Consider the following 15,112-nt stretch of genomic DNA (forward strand, 5'->3'; position numbering starts at 1 on the left):
TCGGGACCGGCCTTTCTTTTCATAAATGCCTTCGGGGGTTCTATAGTGCTTGAGTTTTTCCAGACGCTGAGTTGGGCAGCGGTATTCCAGATCATTCTCATCGACATCCTGCTCGGCGGCGATAACGCGGTCGTGATCGCGTTGGCGTGCCGCAATTTGGCGCCCAAGCAGCGCATGCAGGGCATTCTTTGGGGCACCGCGGGCGCCATCATCCTGCGTGTCGTGCTGATCGCTTTTGCATTGACGCTTCTGTCGATTCCGTTCCTGAAGGTCGTTGGCGGTTTGCTGCTGGTCTGGATCGGCGTCAAGCTCCTGATCCCCGAAGACGACGCGCATGGCAATGTGAAGGGCGGAACGTCCATCGCCGCAGCCATCAAGACCATCATCATCGCCGACTTCGTGATGAGCCTGGACAACGTGATCGCCATTGCCGGCGCGGCCCAGAACGCCCACGCCGACCATCAGATCGGCCTGGTCGCCTTCGGCCTGATCGTCAGTGTGCCGATCATCATCTGGGGCAGCACGCTGGTTCTGAAGCTGATCGACAAGTATCCGCTGGTTGTTACCTTTGGCGCGGCTCTCTTGGGCTGGATCGCGGGCGGCATGCTGATTACCGATGTGGTTGTCGAACGTCAATTCGGTGTGCAGCCGACTACGGTTAAAATCGCTGCAGAAATTATCGGCGCCTTGCTCGTTGTTGTCCTTGGACGGTGGCTTGCAAGCCGCAAAACCGCTTCCAAGGAATCAGCACATGAGTCTGCGTAGATCCGTCGATCCCCAGCAATCCGAATCGGGCCTGAGCCTCCTTCAGGGCCTTTTCGTGCTGGCCATCCTCGGGATAGTCGCGACGGTCATCGTCTCCAATTTCGTTTGATGACCGCTCGTGTCTCTTCCGCAACGCCTGGTCATCGCGACCCGCGCCAGCCGGCTTGCCCTTTGGCAAGCTGAGCATGTGCGTGACCGACTGCGCACGCTGTACCCAGCGTGCGCAGTTGAGCTTCTTACCCTGACGACCCGAGGCGATCAGATCCTGGACAGAACCTTGTCCAAGGTCGGTGGCAAGGGCCTCTTCGTCAAGGAACTTGAAAACGCGCTGCTTGACGGGCGGGCCGATCTGGCCGTGCACTCCTTGAAGGACGTGCCGGTGGATCTGCAAGCTCCGTTCGAGCTCTGCGCCATTCTTGATCGCGCGGATCCGCGCGATGCCTTCGTATCCAATCGCTATGCCAGCCTGGCTGATCTGCCGGCGGGTGCCGTCGTGGGTACGTCCAGCCTGCGCCGCGAATCGCAGATACGCGCGCGCTTTCCGGAGCTGGTGGTCAAGCCGCTGCGCGGCAACCTGGACACCCGCCTGGGCAAGCTGGACAAAGGCGAATACGACGCCATTGTGCTTGCCGCCGCCGGCCTGGAACGCCTGGGCCTGGCAACGCGTATCCGCAGCCTGCTGGATCCGGCGGATAGCCTGCCGGCAGCCGGGCAGGGCGCACTCGGCATTGAAATTCGCAACGATCGCGACGACATGCGCGCGTGGCTGGCGCCGCTGATCAGCGCGCCCACCACGTCGTGCGTGCTGGCGGAACGGGCGGTGTCGCGCAGGTTGGGCGGCTCCTGTCAGGTGCCCTTGGCAGCCTTCGCCCAGATCTCGGGCGATACGCTGTCGCTACGCGCACTGGTGGCCTCGCCGGATGGCGTACGCATGGTCCGTACGGCCCACAGCGGCCCCGTGGCCGATGCTGAAAAGCTGGGCGAAGCTGCTGCACAAGAGCTGCTGGATGCCGGCGCCGCCGCCATCCTCCAGGAACTGCTGCAAGCCGATCCTCGGCCGGACTGATGTCCAGCCCCGCCCGAGTCGCCGTCCTGACGCGGCCCGAGGGCCGTAACGAGGCGCTGGCCGACCGTCTGGCCGACGCCGGCTGGTTGGCTTGCACGCTTCCAGCCCTGGAAATCCATGCATTCGAGGTTCCCGCCGCGCAGGTGCCGCGTCCGGCGGACTTCGACATGGTTGTGTTCGTCAGTGGCAACGCGGCCAAGCAATACCTGCGGCAACTTTCAGTCGCGCATGGCGAAGGCGTGTGGCCCGCTGATGTAATCGCCGCCACAGTGGGCCCCGCCAGCGCGCAAGCGTTGCGCGAATCGGCCGCCTTTTGCGCGAATACAACAGTCCTGCATCCCGGCGACGACGCGCCCAGCCACGATTCCGAAGCCTTGTGGAAGGTCCTTTGCGGGCTGCCCGGCTTGCCATCCCGCGTGCTGCTGGTGCGCGGCACACAGGGCCGCGACTGGCTGGGCGACAAGCTTGAGGCTCACGGCGCCGTCGTGACGCGCCATGCGGCCTATCTCAGGCGTCCGGCTGTCTGGGATGCCGAGGCGCTGGCGGCGTTGCGGCGCTGGGCGGACGCGGGCGTTCGCGCCACCTGGCTCATCACCAGCGGGGAAGGCGCGGATGCCATACGCGCGAACCTGGACGCGGCGGGCCTTGCCTCATGGTGGCAACAATGCCGTTTTGTGTTGACGCACCCGTCGCTGGCGCGCCGCGTCCCACCGGCCTGTCATGGCGCCGACGGGCCAGCAATGGTAAAAATCTGCTTGCCCAACGACGAGTCGATATTCCAGGCTTTTGTTGCTGCTTGATTCGTTGCATCGGACTGACACCGAATACAATCGCGTCATGACAGACAAGACTCCCGCTACCGATCCGGTCGTTCAAACGGCCGCCCCGGGCGCAAGCGCGCCCGCATCGGCCCCGGCCGATCCCGTCAAGGCCCGTCCGGCCAAGCGCGGCAATGGCCCCTTGGTCACCGCCCTGATAATCGTCATCCTGCTGGCCGTGGGCCTGGGTTATGCGCTCTGGAAACAACGCACCCAGTTCGTGTCCGCCGGGCGCGAGGTGGCTTCCCGTATCGACACCCTGACCGCCGACGTCGCACAGGCACGCAAGGACACGCGCGAAGCGCTGGCCTTGGCCCAGGCGCAAGCCGGCCGCGTGGGCGAGCTTGAAGACACCGTCCGCGAAACGCAAAGCCAATACAACGCGCTGCAACTGGCCTGGCAGAACTTCAATGACAGCGCCAGCGATGAACTGCTGGCCAACGACGTTGAGCGACTTCTGACCATTGCCAATCAGCAATTGCGCCTGGCCGGCAACGTCTCCAACGCCATCGTTGCGCTGGAAACCGCGCAATCGCGTCTGGCGCGTGCCGACCGCCCGCGTTTCTCCAGCCTGCAGCAAGCCATCAACGGCGACCTGGACCGCCTGCGCGCGGTGTCCACGGTGGATATCCCCGCCCAATCCGCACGCATCGAACGCCTGGTGGCGCTGGTGGGCAAGGCGCCGCTGCTGGTGCCCGATGCCGTGGCGCCGGGCGTGGCCGCCGCTGGTGAAGCCCAACCGGCTGCCGCACCCGCGCCCGCCATTGATCCGCAAGCCGGCCTGCCCGCCGACGCGCCGTGGTGGCAGCGCTGGCGTGCCGAGGTCGTCTCCTGGCCCGGCCGTGCCGGCTCGGCACTGGCCCAGGAACTGGGCGGCTTGATCACCATTCAGCGCGTTGACGAACCCGCCGCGCTGCTGCTGTCGCCAGAACAGGCCGACCAGGTGCGCGGCACGCTGCGCCAGCGCCTGCTGACCGTTCAATTGGCCATGCTGATGCGTCAGCCTGCCATCTGGAAGAGCGAGCTCGACAACGTGGGCGTGACCTTGTCCAAGTATTTTGACAGCCGCTCCCCCGACACCGTCGCCGCGCAAACGCTGGCACGCGAGTTGGCCCAGACCGACATCGCCGTGCGCATGCCTGATGTGGCCGACAGCTTGAACGCCGTGGCCGCCTTGCGCGCCGCGGGCTTCAAGACTAGCGAGCAGGACTGAACCTTATGCGTACCTGGTTCTGGACACTGCTGCTCGCCGTCATCGCCGTCGCCCTGGCGGTGGTGCTGCGCTCGCATTCCGGCAACGTGCTGTTGCTGGTCTGGCCGTGGCGCATCAACATGTCGCTCACGCTGGCGGTGCTGCTGATCGTGGCAACCTTCATCGTGCTTTATGTGGGGCTGCGTCTTCTGGCGTGGCTGCTTGCCATTCCGGACCGCGTTCGCGTGTGGCGCGGCAAGCGTGCGCAGGCGCGCGACCATGAATTGCTGGAACGCGGCTGGATCGGCCTGCTTGAAGGCCGCTACGCCGTGGCCGAGAAAGATCTGACCAAGCTGCTCGACCAGACCAAGGTGCAGACGCGCCGCGTGCTGGCGGCCTTGTCGGCGGCGCGTGCCGCGCACGGCTTGGGCGAGTTCGATCGCCGCGACCGTCTGCTTGCCACCGCGCAAGAGCAGGCTGGCACGGACCCGGGCATGGTTGAAGCCGCCGCAACGGTGTCGGCCGATATGCTGCTGGACCAGGGCCGTCCCGAACGCGCGCTGGCGGTGCTTGCGCCCCTGGCTGACGGCGGCGCTCGCCACCTGCACACGATGCGCCTGCTGCTGCGCGCACACACCGCGCTGCATCACCATGAACAAGTCTTTACCCTGGCTCGGGGCCTGGTGCGCCGCAATGCGCTGGCCCGCTCCGAAGCCGATGCGCTGATCGACGCTTCCGGCGCGGCGCGTTTGCGCGCAGCCGCCCATGGCGACGCCTGGCGCGCCATCTGGAAAGACTTGAAAGCCGAAGAGCGCCTGCTGCCCGACGTCGCCTTGTCCGGTGCGGCTGCCTTTGATGCCGCTGGCGAAGCCAACGAAGCGGCGCGCGTGCTGGAAGCCGCCATTGCCGTCAAGTTCAATCCGACCTTGGTGGCGGCTTACGCCCGCTGTGAAGCCGAGCAGGTGTCGCGCCGTCTGGCCAAGGCCGAGACATGGCTGCAGCAGCGCCCGACCGACCCCGACCTGCTCACCGCATTGGGCATGCTCTGCCTGAACGGCCAGTTGTGGGGCCAGGCCGAACGGTACCTGTTGCGCAGTCTCAGCCGGCGCAGCGATGCACAAACGCACGCCTTGCTGGGTAGCCTGTATGACCGCCTTGACCGGCCTGCTGACGCAATGCGGCACTGGCGCCTGGCAACCGCCGCCAGCATGGCGCTGCCGGTACTGGCCGCCGACGGCGCGCTGCCCGCCGCGGATACCGGCTCAGACCCGTATCGTGTAGACGCCGAAGGCGGCTATGCGGTGGGCTTGTCTGACACGGATGGCGACGCCGATATCGCTGGCGATTACCTGCCGCTGCCGCCCGCCGTGGCGGCCTCGGCCTCTGATTACGTGCTGGACCCGGATGCCCGCGTCAGCCGCGACCAGCGCGACCGCGCGCTGGCGCCCGAAGACGCGCCGCTGGCTGGCGGCACGTCCGACATTGACGAGTACTTCGACAGCGCCCCGATTCCGGCGGCGGCTTTCGATGATCCCGTGCCCACGTATTCGCAGGCGCCTGCCACCAGCCCGAAGCCCGCGCCCGCCCCGGCGTCGGCCCCCGTGCCGGCGACCAAGCCGCCGTTCAAGGACGACGGCTCGCTTTGAACATTTCTTCAGACAAACAACAAGGTTGAATCATGAGTCTTGATCGCGTCTCCCCTGGCAAGAAGCTGCCGGAAGACTTCAACGTCATCATCGAAATCCCCATGAACGCCGACCCGGTGAAGTACGAGGTCGACAAGGACACGGGCGCGATTTTCGTTGACCGCTTCATGCTGACCGCCATGCACTACCCGTGCAACTACGGCTACATCCCGCAAACCTTGTCGGAAGACGGCGACCCCGCCGACGTGCTGGTTCTGACCCCGTTCCCGATCCAGATCGGCGCCGTGGTGCGCTGCCGCGCCATCGGCGTGCTGGAAATGGACGATGAGTCGGGCGGTGACGCCAAGCTCTTGGCCGTGCCGATCGAAAAGCTGTACCCCCCGTACCGCAACATCAAGTCGTACGAAGACCTGCCGACCGAAGACGTCGCCCGCATCCAGCACTTTTTCGAGCACTACAAAGATCTCGAAAAGGGCAAGTGGGTCAAGGTCAAGGGTTGGAAGGGCGTGGACGCCGCTCACGAAGAAATCGTGAACAGCGTCGAACGCTACAACAAGGCCTGATCAGGCTTTGGTCCGCGCCGGTGCTGCACCGGCCGGGGCCCTGATGCGGCGTGGCCGCGACGGCATGATGCCGATCGCCGCCGCGCCGTTGCTTTGTGGGGCTTGCAGGTTCTGCGACACCTCGGCCGCCGCCACCTGGATGCGCGCCTGCAATACCTCCAGGCGCTGTGGCGACGTATGCGCCTGGGCGGCAATGAACACCAGGCTGCCCACCACTTTTTGCTCGGGGCTGAAGATGGCCGCGCCGATCCCCATCAGGCCGCGGTCGACCTCGCCGTGCGACACACACACGCCCGCCGTGCGCAGCCGTTTCAGGTTGGCGCGGAATTCGTCCCAGTCTTCGCCCAGGCCGGCCTCGCGGATTTCGGCCGCGTGCCACAGCATCAGGTTGCGCAACTGGTAGGGCGGCAGGTTCGCCAGGATAGGCTTGGCCGTGGCGCCCCGGAACATGGGAAAGGGCCGGCCGCGCGCGTAGCTCGATTCGATGGAGTTGTCGGTCCAGTAGCGGTCCACGCACATGACCTTGTCGCCGTAATAGCTGCACAACATCAGGTTGGCGTGCAGTTCGTCGCCCGTGGCGCGCATGACTTCGCGCGCGGCGCGCATCAAGGGATCATGCTGGCGCAGATGGCGGTCCAGTTCGATGATGCGTGAACCCAGCACATAGGCGCCGCCCGCCGTGGGCGCCAGCAGCCCGCTTTCGGTCAATGACTTCAAATACCGATACGCCGTGGCGCGCGAGCAATCCAGATGCGCCATGACGTCCTCCTGGAACGCGGCGGTGGTGTCGTCGCGAAAAAGGTCGAGTATGGACAGCATGCGATCGGGAGTGCTCATTGCTTCGGGACGTGCCTAGTGAATGTGGAAGCCGCCGTTGACGTCGACCACGATGCCGGTTGAATACGAGGACAGGTCCGAGGCCAGGAAGAGTATGGCTTGCGCCACTTCGGCGGGTGAGCCGAAACGTTGCAGCGGAATGCCCTGTTTGAGTTCTTGTTCCCAATTTTCGCCGAATTTTCCCAGCGTCATGTCGGTTTCAATAATGCCCGGCGCCACGCAGTTGGCGCGCACGCCGCGCGGGCCCAATTCGCGCGCCAGCGCTTTGGTGAAGCTGATGACCCCGCCCTTGGACGCCGCGTAATGCGAACCGCCCAGCAGCCCGCCGCCGCGCAAGGCGGCGGTGGACCCCAGGTTGACGATGGCCGGTTGCCGCGTGCTCTCCAGCAGCGCGGGCAGGGCGGCATGCGTCACGTTGTAGGTGCCGGTCAGGTTGACGTCGACCATGCGGCGGAATTCATCTTCGGGCAAATCCCAGATGCGTGTGGCGGCGACGATGCCGGCGTTGTTGACCAGCACGTCGATGCCGCCCAGAGCCGCGTTGGCCAGTTCCAGGGCAGCCTCGCACGAGACGCCGCGCGAGACGTCGCAGTGCAGGTTGACGCGGCGATCGGTCAGCGCGCTGGCGCCGCCCTCGGGGTAGGCGTAGTCCAGCACCGCGACGCTGGCGCCCTGCGCAAGAAACAGGTCGACGACCGCCGCGCCGATGCCACGGGGGTTGGCGCCCCCCGTGACCACGGCGCGCTTGCCAGCCAAGAGCGACAGCGCGCCGTCCATCACGACTTCACCAGCGAGCAGCCGCCTTCCTTGAGCGGGCGGAACGCCTGTTCGGCCGGAATCTTGCGCACCAGCTTGTAGTAGTCCCAATCGCGCTTGGATTCAGACGGCTTCTTGACCTGGAACAGGTACAGGTCGCGCATGATGCGCCCGTCTTCACGGATGCGTCCGTTCTCGGTCATGAAGTCGTTGATGGGGGTCTCGTGCATCTTCTTCAGCACGGGTTCCGACGCATCCGAGCCGGCGGCCTTGATGGCGTTCAGGTAGTGCATCGTGGCGCTGTAGTTGCTGGCCTGCACCATCGACGGCATGCGGCCGGTGCGCTTGAAGTAGCGTTCGGACCACTGGCGCGCCTTGTCGTCCTGGTCCCAATAGAAGGGCTCCACCAGGTTCAGGCCCTGCGCGTATTCCAGCCCCACGCTGCGCACGTCGACGATGCTCATGAAAAGCGCCGCCACGCGTTGCTTGCTGCCCATGATGCCGAATTCGAACGCCTGCTTGATGCTGTTGATGGTGTCGCCGCTGCCGTTGGCCAGGCCGATGACCTGCGCTTTCGATGCCTGCGCCTGCAACAGGAACGACGAGAAGTCCGAGCTGGCGATGGGGTGGCGCACACTGCCCACCACTTGCCCGCCCTTGGCCTTCACCACGGCCATGGCGTCGCGTTCCAGCGAATGGCCGAAGGCGTAGTCGGATGTGATGAAGAACCAGCTCTTGCCGCCGTCTTCGATCACGCCATTGGCCACGCCGGTGGCGTAGGCATAGGTGTCGTAGGTCCAGTGCATGCCGTTGGGCGAACACGCCTTGCCCGTCAGGTCGGCCGAGCCCGCGCTGGTGAAGATCACCACGCGCTTCATCTGGCGGGTCAGGTCCTGTACGGCCAGGGCGATGGCCGAGTTGGGCACATCCAGAATCAGGTCCACCTTGTCGTTCTCGTACCAGCGGCGCGCGACCGACACCCCGATGTCCACCTTGTTCTGATGGTCTGCCGAGATCACTTCGATGGGCTTGCCCAGCACGGTGCCGCCGAAATCCTCAACTGCCATCTTCACGGCCTCGACGCCAAACTTGCCGGACAGGTCCGCCATCATGCCGGACTGGTCGCCCAGCACGCCGATCTTCACGACATCGTCCGATACCTGCGCCATGGCGGGCACGGACAGGGCGCCCAACACGCAGGCGGCAAGGCTGTTCTTGAAACGGGTCTTCATGGGGTGTCTCCTTGGGGGCTAGTTCTTTTGCGCGCCGCCCTGTGCCGGGCGGTCATGCGGGTTAGTGCAGGGTCTTGCAGGGTTGAAAAGCCGGTCGGCCTATTCCAGCGTCTGGCCGGCGTAGGCGTCGATGAACAGATTGGGCTTGAGGAAAAAGCTGAGCACCAGCGCGCCGTTGGGCGCGCGAGCCACGTGCTGGTTGCCGCGCGGACGCCACACATAGTCGCCCGCGCAGACCTCGCCTTCGGCGTCCACGATGGAGCCTTCCAGCACATAGGTTTGTTCCACTTCCACGTGTTCGTGCAGCGGCAGTTCGGTGCCGGGCTGCCAACGGAACAGGGCGGTCAGCAGGCCGCTTTCCTTGTCCTGCATCAGCACCTTCATGTCGATGCCTTCCACCTGCGTGGGCTTCCAGGGCAGCTCGGCCACTTTCAGGAAGCGCGATGCCAATGGCGGCAGCGCATTGGCCGCGGGGCAGCCGGGGGTTTCAAGGGCCATGATTGTCTCCTAGCCATTACTCGTTATCGAAGATAAAGCAAGAATCTTGTTATTGAGCGTTTAAAAATAGTCGCGTATATTGAGATTGATGTCAACTTTGTTTTTGCAGCCGAAAAGCAAGGACGACACAGGCCGGACCTAGAGATTCGGTGCATATAAAACAAGGAGACAAGCTTGAAACACGACTATCTGGACCAGACGTTCGGTCTGGCGGGACGCGTCGCGCTGGTAACGGGCGCGGCACGGGGGCTGGGCTACGCCATTGCCGAAGCGCTGGGCCGAGCGGGTGCAAGGGTGGTGGTCAACGACCTGTCGCAAGCTGCCTGCGACACGGCCGTTGCCAGCCTGGCGGCGCAGGGCATCGCGGCCCATGGCGTGCCTTTCGACGTGGCGGATGCCGGCGCGGTCGCCGACGCAGTGGCTCAGTTGGAAAACGCGGGCCTGGCCATTGACGTGTTGGTCAGCAACGCCGGCAATCAAAATCGCAAACCCGTGGTCGAGATGACGCCCGCCGAATGGCAGGCGTTGCAGAACGTGCATGTGAACGGCGCCTTCCATTGCGCGCGCGCCGTGCTGCCGGGCATGGGCAAGCGCGGCTTTGGCCGCATTGTGCTGATGTCTTCCGTGGCGGGGCAGGCCACCATGCCCAACATTGCGGCCTACGCCACCGCCAAGGGCGCCATCGCTGCGTTCACGCGCGCCTTGGCCGTGGAATACGGCGCCAGCGGGGTCACCTGCAACGCGCTGGCGCCGGGTTTCGTACGCACCGATTTCACGCAAGGCCTGCAAGACAACCCGCAGTTTCAATCGTTCCTATCTACATCGGTGCCGGTGGGCCGCTGGGCCACTCCGGAAGATGTCGCGCCCGCCGTGGTGTATCTGGCCTCGAAGGCCGCTTCGTTCGTCAACGGGCATGTCCTGGCGATCGACGGCGGCCTGTTGGCCCGCATGTAAGAGGCCCATCATGACGACCCCAAGCACCCAAGCGGTTCTATCCGCCCAGGGGCTGGTCAAGCGCTTTGGCGGCTTCAATGCCGTCGACGGCGTGACCCTTGCCCTGCACGAAGGCTCCATCCACGCCCTGATCGGCCCCAATGGCGCCGGCAAGACCACCTGCTTCAACCTTCTGACCAAGTTCCTGACGCCCGATGAAGGCGTCATCCACTACCGAGGCCGCGACATCACGGCGCTGGCGCCGGAACAGATCGCGCGCCTTGGCATCGTGCGCTCATTCCAGATCTCGGCGGTGTTCCTGGGCCTGACCGTGCTGCAGAACATGCGCGTGGCGCTGATGCGCCAGCATGGCGACGGCATGCGCTTCTGGCGTAGCCGGCGCAGTGTGGACCACCTGAACGAACGCGCGATGGAACTGCTGGACGCGGTCGGCCTGGCCAACCTGGCGGACGCGACGGCGGCTCTTTTGCCTTACGGCCGCAAGCGCGCGCTTGAAATCGCGATGACGCTGGCGCTGGACCCCGAGATCATGCTGCTGGACGAACCCATGGCTGGCCTGGGCCAGGAAGACGTGGTCCGCATCACGGCGCTGATCCGGCGCGTGTCGGTCAAGCGCAGCATCCTGATGGTTGAGCACAACCTGTCCGTGGTGGCGGATCTGTCCGACACCATCACCGTGCTGGCGCGCGGCGCCGTGCTGGCGCAGGGCGACTACGCGGCGGTGTCGCGCGACGAACGCGTCATCACCGCGTACATGGGTTCGGACGAGGAGGCGCACTGACATGCTGGCGATCAAAGACCTTAACGCCTGGTACGGCGAATCGCACGTGCTGCATGGCGTGAACATCGACGTGAATCGGGGCGAGCTCGTCACCATCCTGGGCCGCAACGGCGCCGGCAAGACGACCACCTTGCGCGCCATCATGGGCATCATGGACAAGCGGCGCGGCTCCATTCGGCTGAACGGACAAGAAACCGTGGGCATGGCGCCGCACCGCATTCCGCGTCTGGGCGTGGTCTATTGCCCCGAAGAGCGCGCGGTGTTCCGCAGCCTGAGCGTCACGGAAAACCTGATGCTGCCGCCCCGGCTGGCCGACGGCGGCATGTCGTTGGACGAGATCTACACGCTGTTTCCCAACCTGCGTGAACGCAGCGCCAGTTCCGGCGGCAACCTGTCGGGCGGCGAGCAGCAGATGTTGGCCATCGCGCGCATCCTGCGCACGGGCGCGCAATTGATCCTGCTGGACGAGCCCACCGAAGGCCTGGCGCCCGTCATCGTGCAGCAGATTGGTCAAGCCATCCGCACGTTGAAAGCGCGCGGCTTCACCATCGTGCTGGTCGAGCAGAACTTTCGCTTCGCGACCAAGGTGGCCGACCGCCACTACGTCATGGAACACGGCTGCGTGGTGGATCAGTTGTCGGCGGATGAGGCGCGCCGCGATCCCGCCCGGATCGCACGCCGCCTGGGCGTCTGAAAGGAGAATTCCTGTGTTCGAAATTTTCGGTGTGCCGTCCTCGGCGCTGTTCGGCCAGCTTCTGCTTGGCCTGATCAACGGTTCTTTCTACGCCTTGCTCTCGATTGGGCTGGCGGTGATTTTCGGCCTGTTGAACATCATCAACTTCGCCCATGGCGCGCAGTACACGGCCGGCGCGTTTCTGGCCTGGATGCTGCTGAATTACCTGGGCGTGAACTACTGGGCCGCGCTGGTGCTGGTGCCGCTGATCATGGCGGTGTTCGCCGTCGTGGTTGAACGCCTGTTGATTTCCCGCACCTATCGCATGGACCACTTGTATGGGCTGCTGCTGACCTTTGGCATTGCCCTTCTGATTGAAGGCGGGCTGCGTCAGGCCTATGGCGTGTCGGGCCTGCCCTACACCATTCCCAAGGCGCTGACCGGGGGTGTGAACCTGGGCTTCATGTTCCTGCCTTGGTACCGCGGCTGGGCGGTGGTGGTGTCGCTGGTGCTGTGCCTGGCGGTATGGGTGCTGATCGAGAAAACGCGCGTGGGCGCCATGCTGCGCGCCGCCACCGAGAACCCCACCATCGTGCGCTCGTTCGGCATCAACGTGCCCTTGCTGATCACGCTGACCTACGCGCTGGGCGTGGCGCTGGCCTCGGTGGCGGGCGTGATCGCGGCGCCCATCTACCAGGTGAGCCCGATGATGGGGTCGAACCTGGTCGTGGTGGTGTTCGCGGTGGTGGTGATTGGCGGCATGGGGTCCATCATGGGCGCTATCGTCAGCGGCTTCGGGCTGGGCATCATCGAAGGCCTGACCAAGGTGTTCTACCCCGAGGCCGCCAACCTGGCGATCTTCATCATCATGGTGCTGGTGCTGCTGTGCAAGCCGGCCGGGCTGTTCGGCAAGCCTTTGCAGGTGCAAAACGTGCTGGCCGCCGAAGCCACGCGCCAACCGGTGCAACTGAGCCGCCGCGCCATGCGCGTGGCGATGGCGGTGCTGGCCGTGGTGGCCTTGGCCGCGCCGTGGTTCGTCTACCCCACGTTTTTGATGAAGGTGCTGTGCTTTGCGCTGTTTGCCGCGGCATTCAATCTGCTGGTGGGCTACGTGGGCTTGCTGTCGTTCGGCCATGCGGCATTCTTTGGCGCGGCCGCGTATGCAACCGGTATCGTCATGAAGTTGCTGGGCGCCACGCCGGAACTCGGGCTCTTGGCGGGCGTGGTGACGGGCGGGCTGCTGGGGCTGGTGTTCGGCGCCATCGCCATCCGCCGTCAGGGCATCTACTTCGCGATGATCACCCTTGCGCTGTCGCAACTGGTCTACTTCATTGCGGTGCAAGCGGGCTTCACGGGGGGCGAAGACGGCTTGCAAAGCGTGCCGCGCGGCAAGCTGTTCGGCATTTTCGATTTGCAGAACGTGATGCCGATGTACTACTTCACGCTGGCCGTATTTGCCCTGGGCTATGCCTTCGTGTTGCGCGTGCTGAATTCCCCCTTCGGCGAAGTGATCCGTTCGGTGCGCGACAACGAGCAGCGGGCGCGGTCATTGGGCTATTCCACGTCGCGCTACAAGTTGCTGGCGTTCACGCTGTCGGCCTCGGTGGCGGGCTTGGCGGGGGGCTTGAAGGTGCTGGTGTTTGGCGTGGCGTCGCTGACGGACGTGCATTGGCACGCCAACGGCGAAGTGGTGTTGATGGCGCTCTTGGGCGGTATCGGCACGGTGTTCGGACCGCTGGTCGGCGCTTTCACGTTTGTGTCCCTGCAGAACTATCTGGCGCCGCTGGGGTCCTGGGTGCTGATTGTGCAGGGCGCAATCTTTGTCCTGTGCGTGCTGCTGTTCCGAGACGGCATCATGGGTTTGGTGTCGCGTGCCTGGTTGGCCGCGACGGGCGCAAAAAAGGAGTCCTGATGTTTCTGCATGTGGTGATGTTGCAACTGTCGCCCGCCGCCGACAGCCATTTTCATGCCCGCGTTCAAGCTTATTGCGACCGCATCCTGGCCGAATGCGAGGGGGTGGCCGGCTACGCGTTCCGGCCTAACCAGGCCAACCGCGCCGATGGCCTGACGCACGCCGTGGTGGCGGCCTTTACGGACAGCGCGGCGCATGACCGCTACCAGGTGTCGCCCGCGCATCAGGAAATGAAAACCTATATGGCGGATTTCATCGACCGCCTGGTGGTTTTCGATGGCGAGATCCCTACATTTTCCTGAACGAAACGTGGCCGCGCCGGGCTGCCGGGAAAGGGATAAACTCGCGGAAGATTTTTATCGCCGGGCGGCCCCCGGCTGAGAATGCCCTCGGTCGCCGGGGGTAAGATATTGGCCGGTTTACAGTCACGTACTTGTCATAGGTTGATCGCTCATGGACTACGTATTACCTCCCCAACCGCCCGTGGCGGTCCCCGTTGCCGGCAGCGCCGCGCTGTTTCCGGTGCGCCGCGTTTACTGCGTGGGCCGCAACTACGCCGAACACGCCAAGGAAATGGGTTTCACCGGCCGTGAAGACCCGTTCTTCTTCTGCAAGCCCGCCGACGCCGTGCGCTCGGTGGCTGATGGCGAGACGGGCAAGATGACGTACCCGCCCAAGACCTCGAACCTGCACTACGAAATGGAGTTGGTTGTGGTGCTGGGCAAGGGCGGCCGTGACATTCCGGTCGACCAAGCCAATGACTGCGTGTGGGGCTACGCGCTGGGTCTGGACATGACCCGCCGCGATCTGCAAGGCGAAATGAAAAAGCAGGGCCGCCCCTGGGAAATCGGCAAGGCCTTCGATGAGTCCGCCCCGATCGGCCCGATTCACCCGCGCAGCGTCGTGGGCACGCTGGACAAGGGCGCGATCTGGCTGGACGTGAACGGCCAGCGCAAGCAGGCGAGCGACATCTCGCAGATGCTGTGGAATATTCCGGAAAGCATTTCCTACCTGTCGGGCCTGTTTGAACTGCAACCGGGCGACATCATCTTCACCGGCACGCCCGAAGGCGTGGGCGCCGTGGTGCAAGGCGACGTGATCACGGGTGGCGTGGAAGGGCTGGGCGAACTGCGCGTGCAGATCGTCTGACCCGTCTTGGCCTAGATTTTGTTTCTATCGTTCAGGAGTTGACAGTATGCGCGGCAAGATCGTGCTGACCGCCTTTGTTGTATTCGGATTCGTGCTCGCCGGTTGCAATACCGTGGCGGGGATGGGCCGCGATATGTCCCGGGCCGGCAATGCCATCACCAACGCGGCCGACAAGTAAGACATCGTCGGCCAGGTTGTAAAGGCAGGAAAAAGCCCCTTGAAATTTCTTTCAAGGGGCTTTTTTCATGCGGAGAGCACCGTGCCGTGACG

Annotated in this window: 17 protein-coding genes; 13 read left to right on the forward strand and 4 right to left on the reverse strand. The window is 64.6% G+C overall.

What is annotated here, in order from left to right; translation table 11 throughout:
• Positions 1-45: 45 nt before the first annotated feature.
• The 6 genes from ELS24_RS08565 to ppa all read left to right on the forward strand — a co-directional run bounded on the left by ELS24_RS08565 (position 46) and on the right by ppa (position 6,050).
• Positions 46-765 carry a TerC family protein gene (locus ELS24_RS08565; protein WP_039883011.1) on the forward strand — a complete coding sequence of 240 codons (720 nt, stop codon included), beginning with the start codon at positions 46-48 and terminating at the stop codon, positions 763-765.
• A 118-nt stretch (positions 766-883) separates the two neighbouring features.
• A complete protein-coding gene (gene hemC, locus ELS24_RS08570; protein WP_127183850.1) occupies positions 884-1,831 on the forward strand; it encodes a hydroxymethylbilane synthase in 948 nt (315 codons plus the stop codon).
• Positions 1,831-2,631: a uroporphyrinogen-III synthase gene (locus ELS24_RS08575; protein WP_050446011.1), complete on the forward strand. Its 801-nt coding sequence runs from the start codon at positions 1,831-1,833 to the stop codon at positions 2,629-2,631. The genes hemC and ELS24_RS08575 overlap by 1 nt, the downstream gene beginning before the upstream one ends.
• Before the next feature lie 37 nt (positions 2,632-2,668).
• Positions 2,669-3,862: a uroporphyrinogen-III C-methyltransferase gene (locus ELS24_RS08580; protein WP_127183851.1), complete on the forward strand. Its 1,194-nt coding sequence runs from the start codon at positions 2,669-2,671 to the stop codon at positions 3,860-3,862.
• A 5-nt stretch (positions 3,863-3,867) separates the two neighbouring features.
• The gene (locus ELS24_RS08585; RefSeq protein WP_050446010.1) at positions 3,868-5,487 is read left to right on the forward strand and encodes a heme biosynthesis HemY N-terminal domain-containing protein; all 1,620 of its coding nucleotides are present in this window, start codon (positions 3,868-3,870) and stop codon (positions 5,485-5,487) included.
• 32 nt (positions 5,488-5,519) lie between these two features.
• Positions 5,520-6,050, forward strand: coding sequence for an inorganic diphosphatase (ppa, locus tag ELS24_RS08590; RefSeq protein ID WP_050446009.1), 531 nt, complete (start codon positions 5,520-5,522; stop codon positions 6,048-6,050).
• Here ppa and ELS24_RS08595 read toward each other — a convergent pair whose 3' ends face one another.
• The 4 genes from ELS24_RS08595 to ELS24_RS08610 all read right to left on the reverse strand — a co-directional run bounded on the left by ELS24_RS08595 (position 6,051) and on the right by ELS24_RS08610 (position 9,373).
• Entirely contained in the window at positions 6,051-6,887 is an 837-nt protein-coding gene (locus ELS24_RS08595) for an IclR family transcriptional regulator (RefSeq protein ID WP_127183852.1), read from the reverse strand. It abuts the gene before it with no gap.
• Positions 6,888-6,902: 15 nt separating this feature from the next.
• The gene (locus tag ELS24_RS08600; protein ID WP_127186280.1) at positions 6,903-7,664 is read right to left on the reverse strand and encodes an SDR family oxidoreductase; all 762 of its coding nucleotides are present in this window, start codon (positions 7,662-7,664) and stop codon (positions 6,903-6,905) included.
• Positions 7,664-8,875 (reverse strand): ABC transporter substrate-binding protein, encoded by a 1,212-nt coding sequence (locus ELS24_RS08605; RefSeq protein WP_050446003.1) that lies wholly within the window; start codon positions 8,873-8,875, stop codon positions 7,664-7,666. The genes ELS24_RS08600 and ELS24_RS08605 overlap by 1 nt, the downstream gene beginning before the upstream one ends.
• 99 nt (positions 8,876-8,974) lie before the next feature.
• Positions 8,975-9,373, reverse strand: coding sequence for a cupin domain-containing protein (locus tag ELS24_RS08610; RefSeq protein WP_050446001.1), 399 nt, complete (start codon positions 9,371-9,373; stop codon positions 8,975-8,977).
• Between the two features lie 174 nt (positions 9,374-9,547).
• On the opposite strand from ELS24_RS08610, the gene ELS24_RS08615 reads away from it, so the two are divergent.
• From ELS24_RS08615 to ELS24_RS08645, 7 genes are all read left to right on the forward strand, one after another.
• Positions 9,548-10,327 carry an SDR family NAD(P)-dependent oxidoreductase gene (locus ELS24_RS08615; RefSeq protein WP_127183853.1) on the forward strand — a complete coding sequence of 260 codons (780 nt, stop codon included), beginning with the start codon at positions 9,548-9,550 and terminating at the stop codon, positions 10,325-10,327.
• Between the two features lie 10 nt (positions 10,328-10,337).
• Positions 10,338-11,108: an ABC transporter ATP-binding protein gene (locus ELS24_RS08620; protein ID WP_127183854.1), complete on the forward strand. Its 771-nt coding sequence runs from the start codon at positions 10,338-10,340 to the stop codon at positions 11,106-11,108.
• A 1-nt stretch (position 11,109) separates the two neighbouring features.
• Positions 11,110-11,802 (forward strand): ABC transporter ATP-binding protein, encoded by a 693-nt coding sequence (locus ELS24_RS08625; protein ID WP_127183855.1) that lies wholly within the window; start codon positions 11,110-11,112, stop codon positions 11,800-11,802.
• A 13-nt stretch (positions 11,803-11,815) separates the two neighbouring features.
• The gene (locus ELS24_RS08630; protein WP_050445996.1) at positions 11,816-13,693 is read left to right on the forward strand and encodes an ABC transporter permease; all 1,878 of its coding nucleotides are present in this window, start codon (positions 11,816-11,818) and stop codon (positions 13,691-13,693) included.
• The gene (locus tag ELS24_RS08635) at positions 13,693-13,995 is read left to right on the forward strand and encodes a Dabb family protein (protein WP_050445994.1); all 303 of its coding nucleotides are present in this window, start codon (positions 13,693-13,695) and stop codon (positions 13,993-13,995) included. The genes ELS24_RS08630 and ELS24_RS08635 overlap by 1 nt, the downstream gene beginning before the upstream one ends.
• Before the next feature lie 151 nt (positions 13,996-14,146).
• Entirely contained in the window at positions 14,147-14,842 is a 696-nt protein-coding gene (locus ELS24_RS08640; protein WP_050445993.1) for a fumarylacetoacetate hydrolase family protein, read from the forward strand.
• A gap of 46 nt (positions 14,843-14,888) precedes the next feature.
• Positions 14,889-15,020, forward strand: coding sequence for an entericidin A/B family lipoprotein (locus tag ELS24_RS08645; protein WP_006218367.1), 132 nt, complete (start codon positions 14,889-14,891; stop codon positions 15,018-15,020).
• Positions 15,021-15,112 lie beyond the last annotated feature (92 nt).

Source organism: Achromobacter spanius, assembly GCF_003994415.1.
Lineage (GTDB): Bacteria > Pseudomonadota > Gammaproteobacteria > Burkholderiales > Burkholderiaceae_B > Achromobacter > Achromobacter spanius_C.

Excerpts from the sequence above, each read along its gene's own strand:
- ELS24_RS08580 (WP_127183851.1), top strand. The coding sequence starts at position 2,669 with ATGACAGACAAGACTCCCGCTACCGATCCGGTCGTTCAAACGGCCGCC.
- ppa (WP_050446009.1), top strand. The coding sequence starts at position 5,520 with ATGAGTCTTGATCGCGTCTCCCCTGGCAAGAAGCTGCCGGAAGACTTC.
- ELS24_RS08625 (WP_127183855.1), top strand. The coding sequence starts at position 11,110 with ATGCTGGCGATCAAAGACCTTAACGCCTGGTACGGCGAATCGCACGTG.
- ELS24_RS08600 (WP_127186280.1), bottom strand. The coding sequence starts at position 7,664 with ATGGACGGCGCGCTGTCGCTCTTGGCTGGCAAGCGCGCCGTGGTCACG.
- ELS24_RS08585 (WP_050446010.1), top strand. The coding sequence starts at position 3,868 with ATGCGTACCTGGTTCTGGACACTGCTGCTCGCCGTCATCGCCGTCGCC.
- ELS24_RS08595 (WP_127183852.1), bottom strand. The coding sequence starts at position 6,887 with ATGAGCACTCCCGATCGCATGCTGTCCATACTCGACCTTTTTCGCGAC.
- ELS24_RS08645 (WP_006218367.1), top strand. The coding sequence starts at position 14,889 with ATGCGCGGCAAGATCGTGCTGACCGCCTTTGTTGTATTCGGATTCGTG.
- ELS24_RS08635 (WP_050445994.1), top strand. The coding sequence starts at position 13,693 with ATGTTTCTGCATGTGGTGATGTTGCAACTGTCGCCCGCCGCCGACAGC.
- ELS24_RS08610 (WP_050446001.1), bottom strand. The coding sequence starts at position 9,373 with ATGGCCCTTGAAACCCCCGGCTGCCCCGCGGCCAATGCGCTGCCGCCA.
- ELS24_RS08575 (WP_050446011.1), top strand. The coding sequence starts at position 1,831 with ATGTCCAGCCCCGCCCGAGTCGCCGTCCTGACGCGGCCCGAGGGCCGT.
- ELS24_RS08640 (WP_050445993.1), top strand. The coding sequence starts at position 14,147 with ATGGACTACGTATTACCTCCCCAACCGCCCGTGGCGGTCCCCGTTGCC.
- ELS24_RS08620 (WP_127183854.1), top strand. The coding sequence starts at position 10,338 with ATGACGACCCCAAGCACCCAAGCGGTTCTATCCGCCCAGGGGCTGGTC.
- ELS24_RS08605 (WP_050446003.1), bottom strand. The coding sequence starts at position 8,875 with ATGAAGACCCGTTTCAAGAACAGCCTTGCCGCCTGCGTGTTGGGCGCC.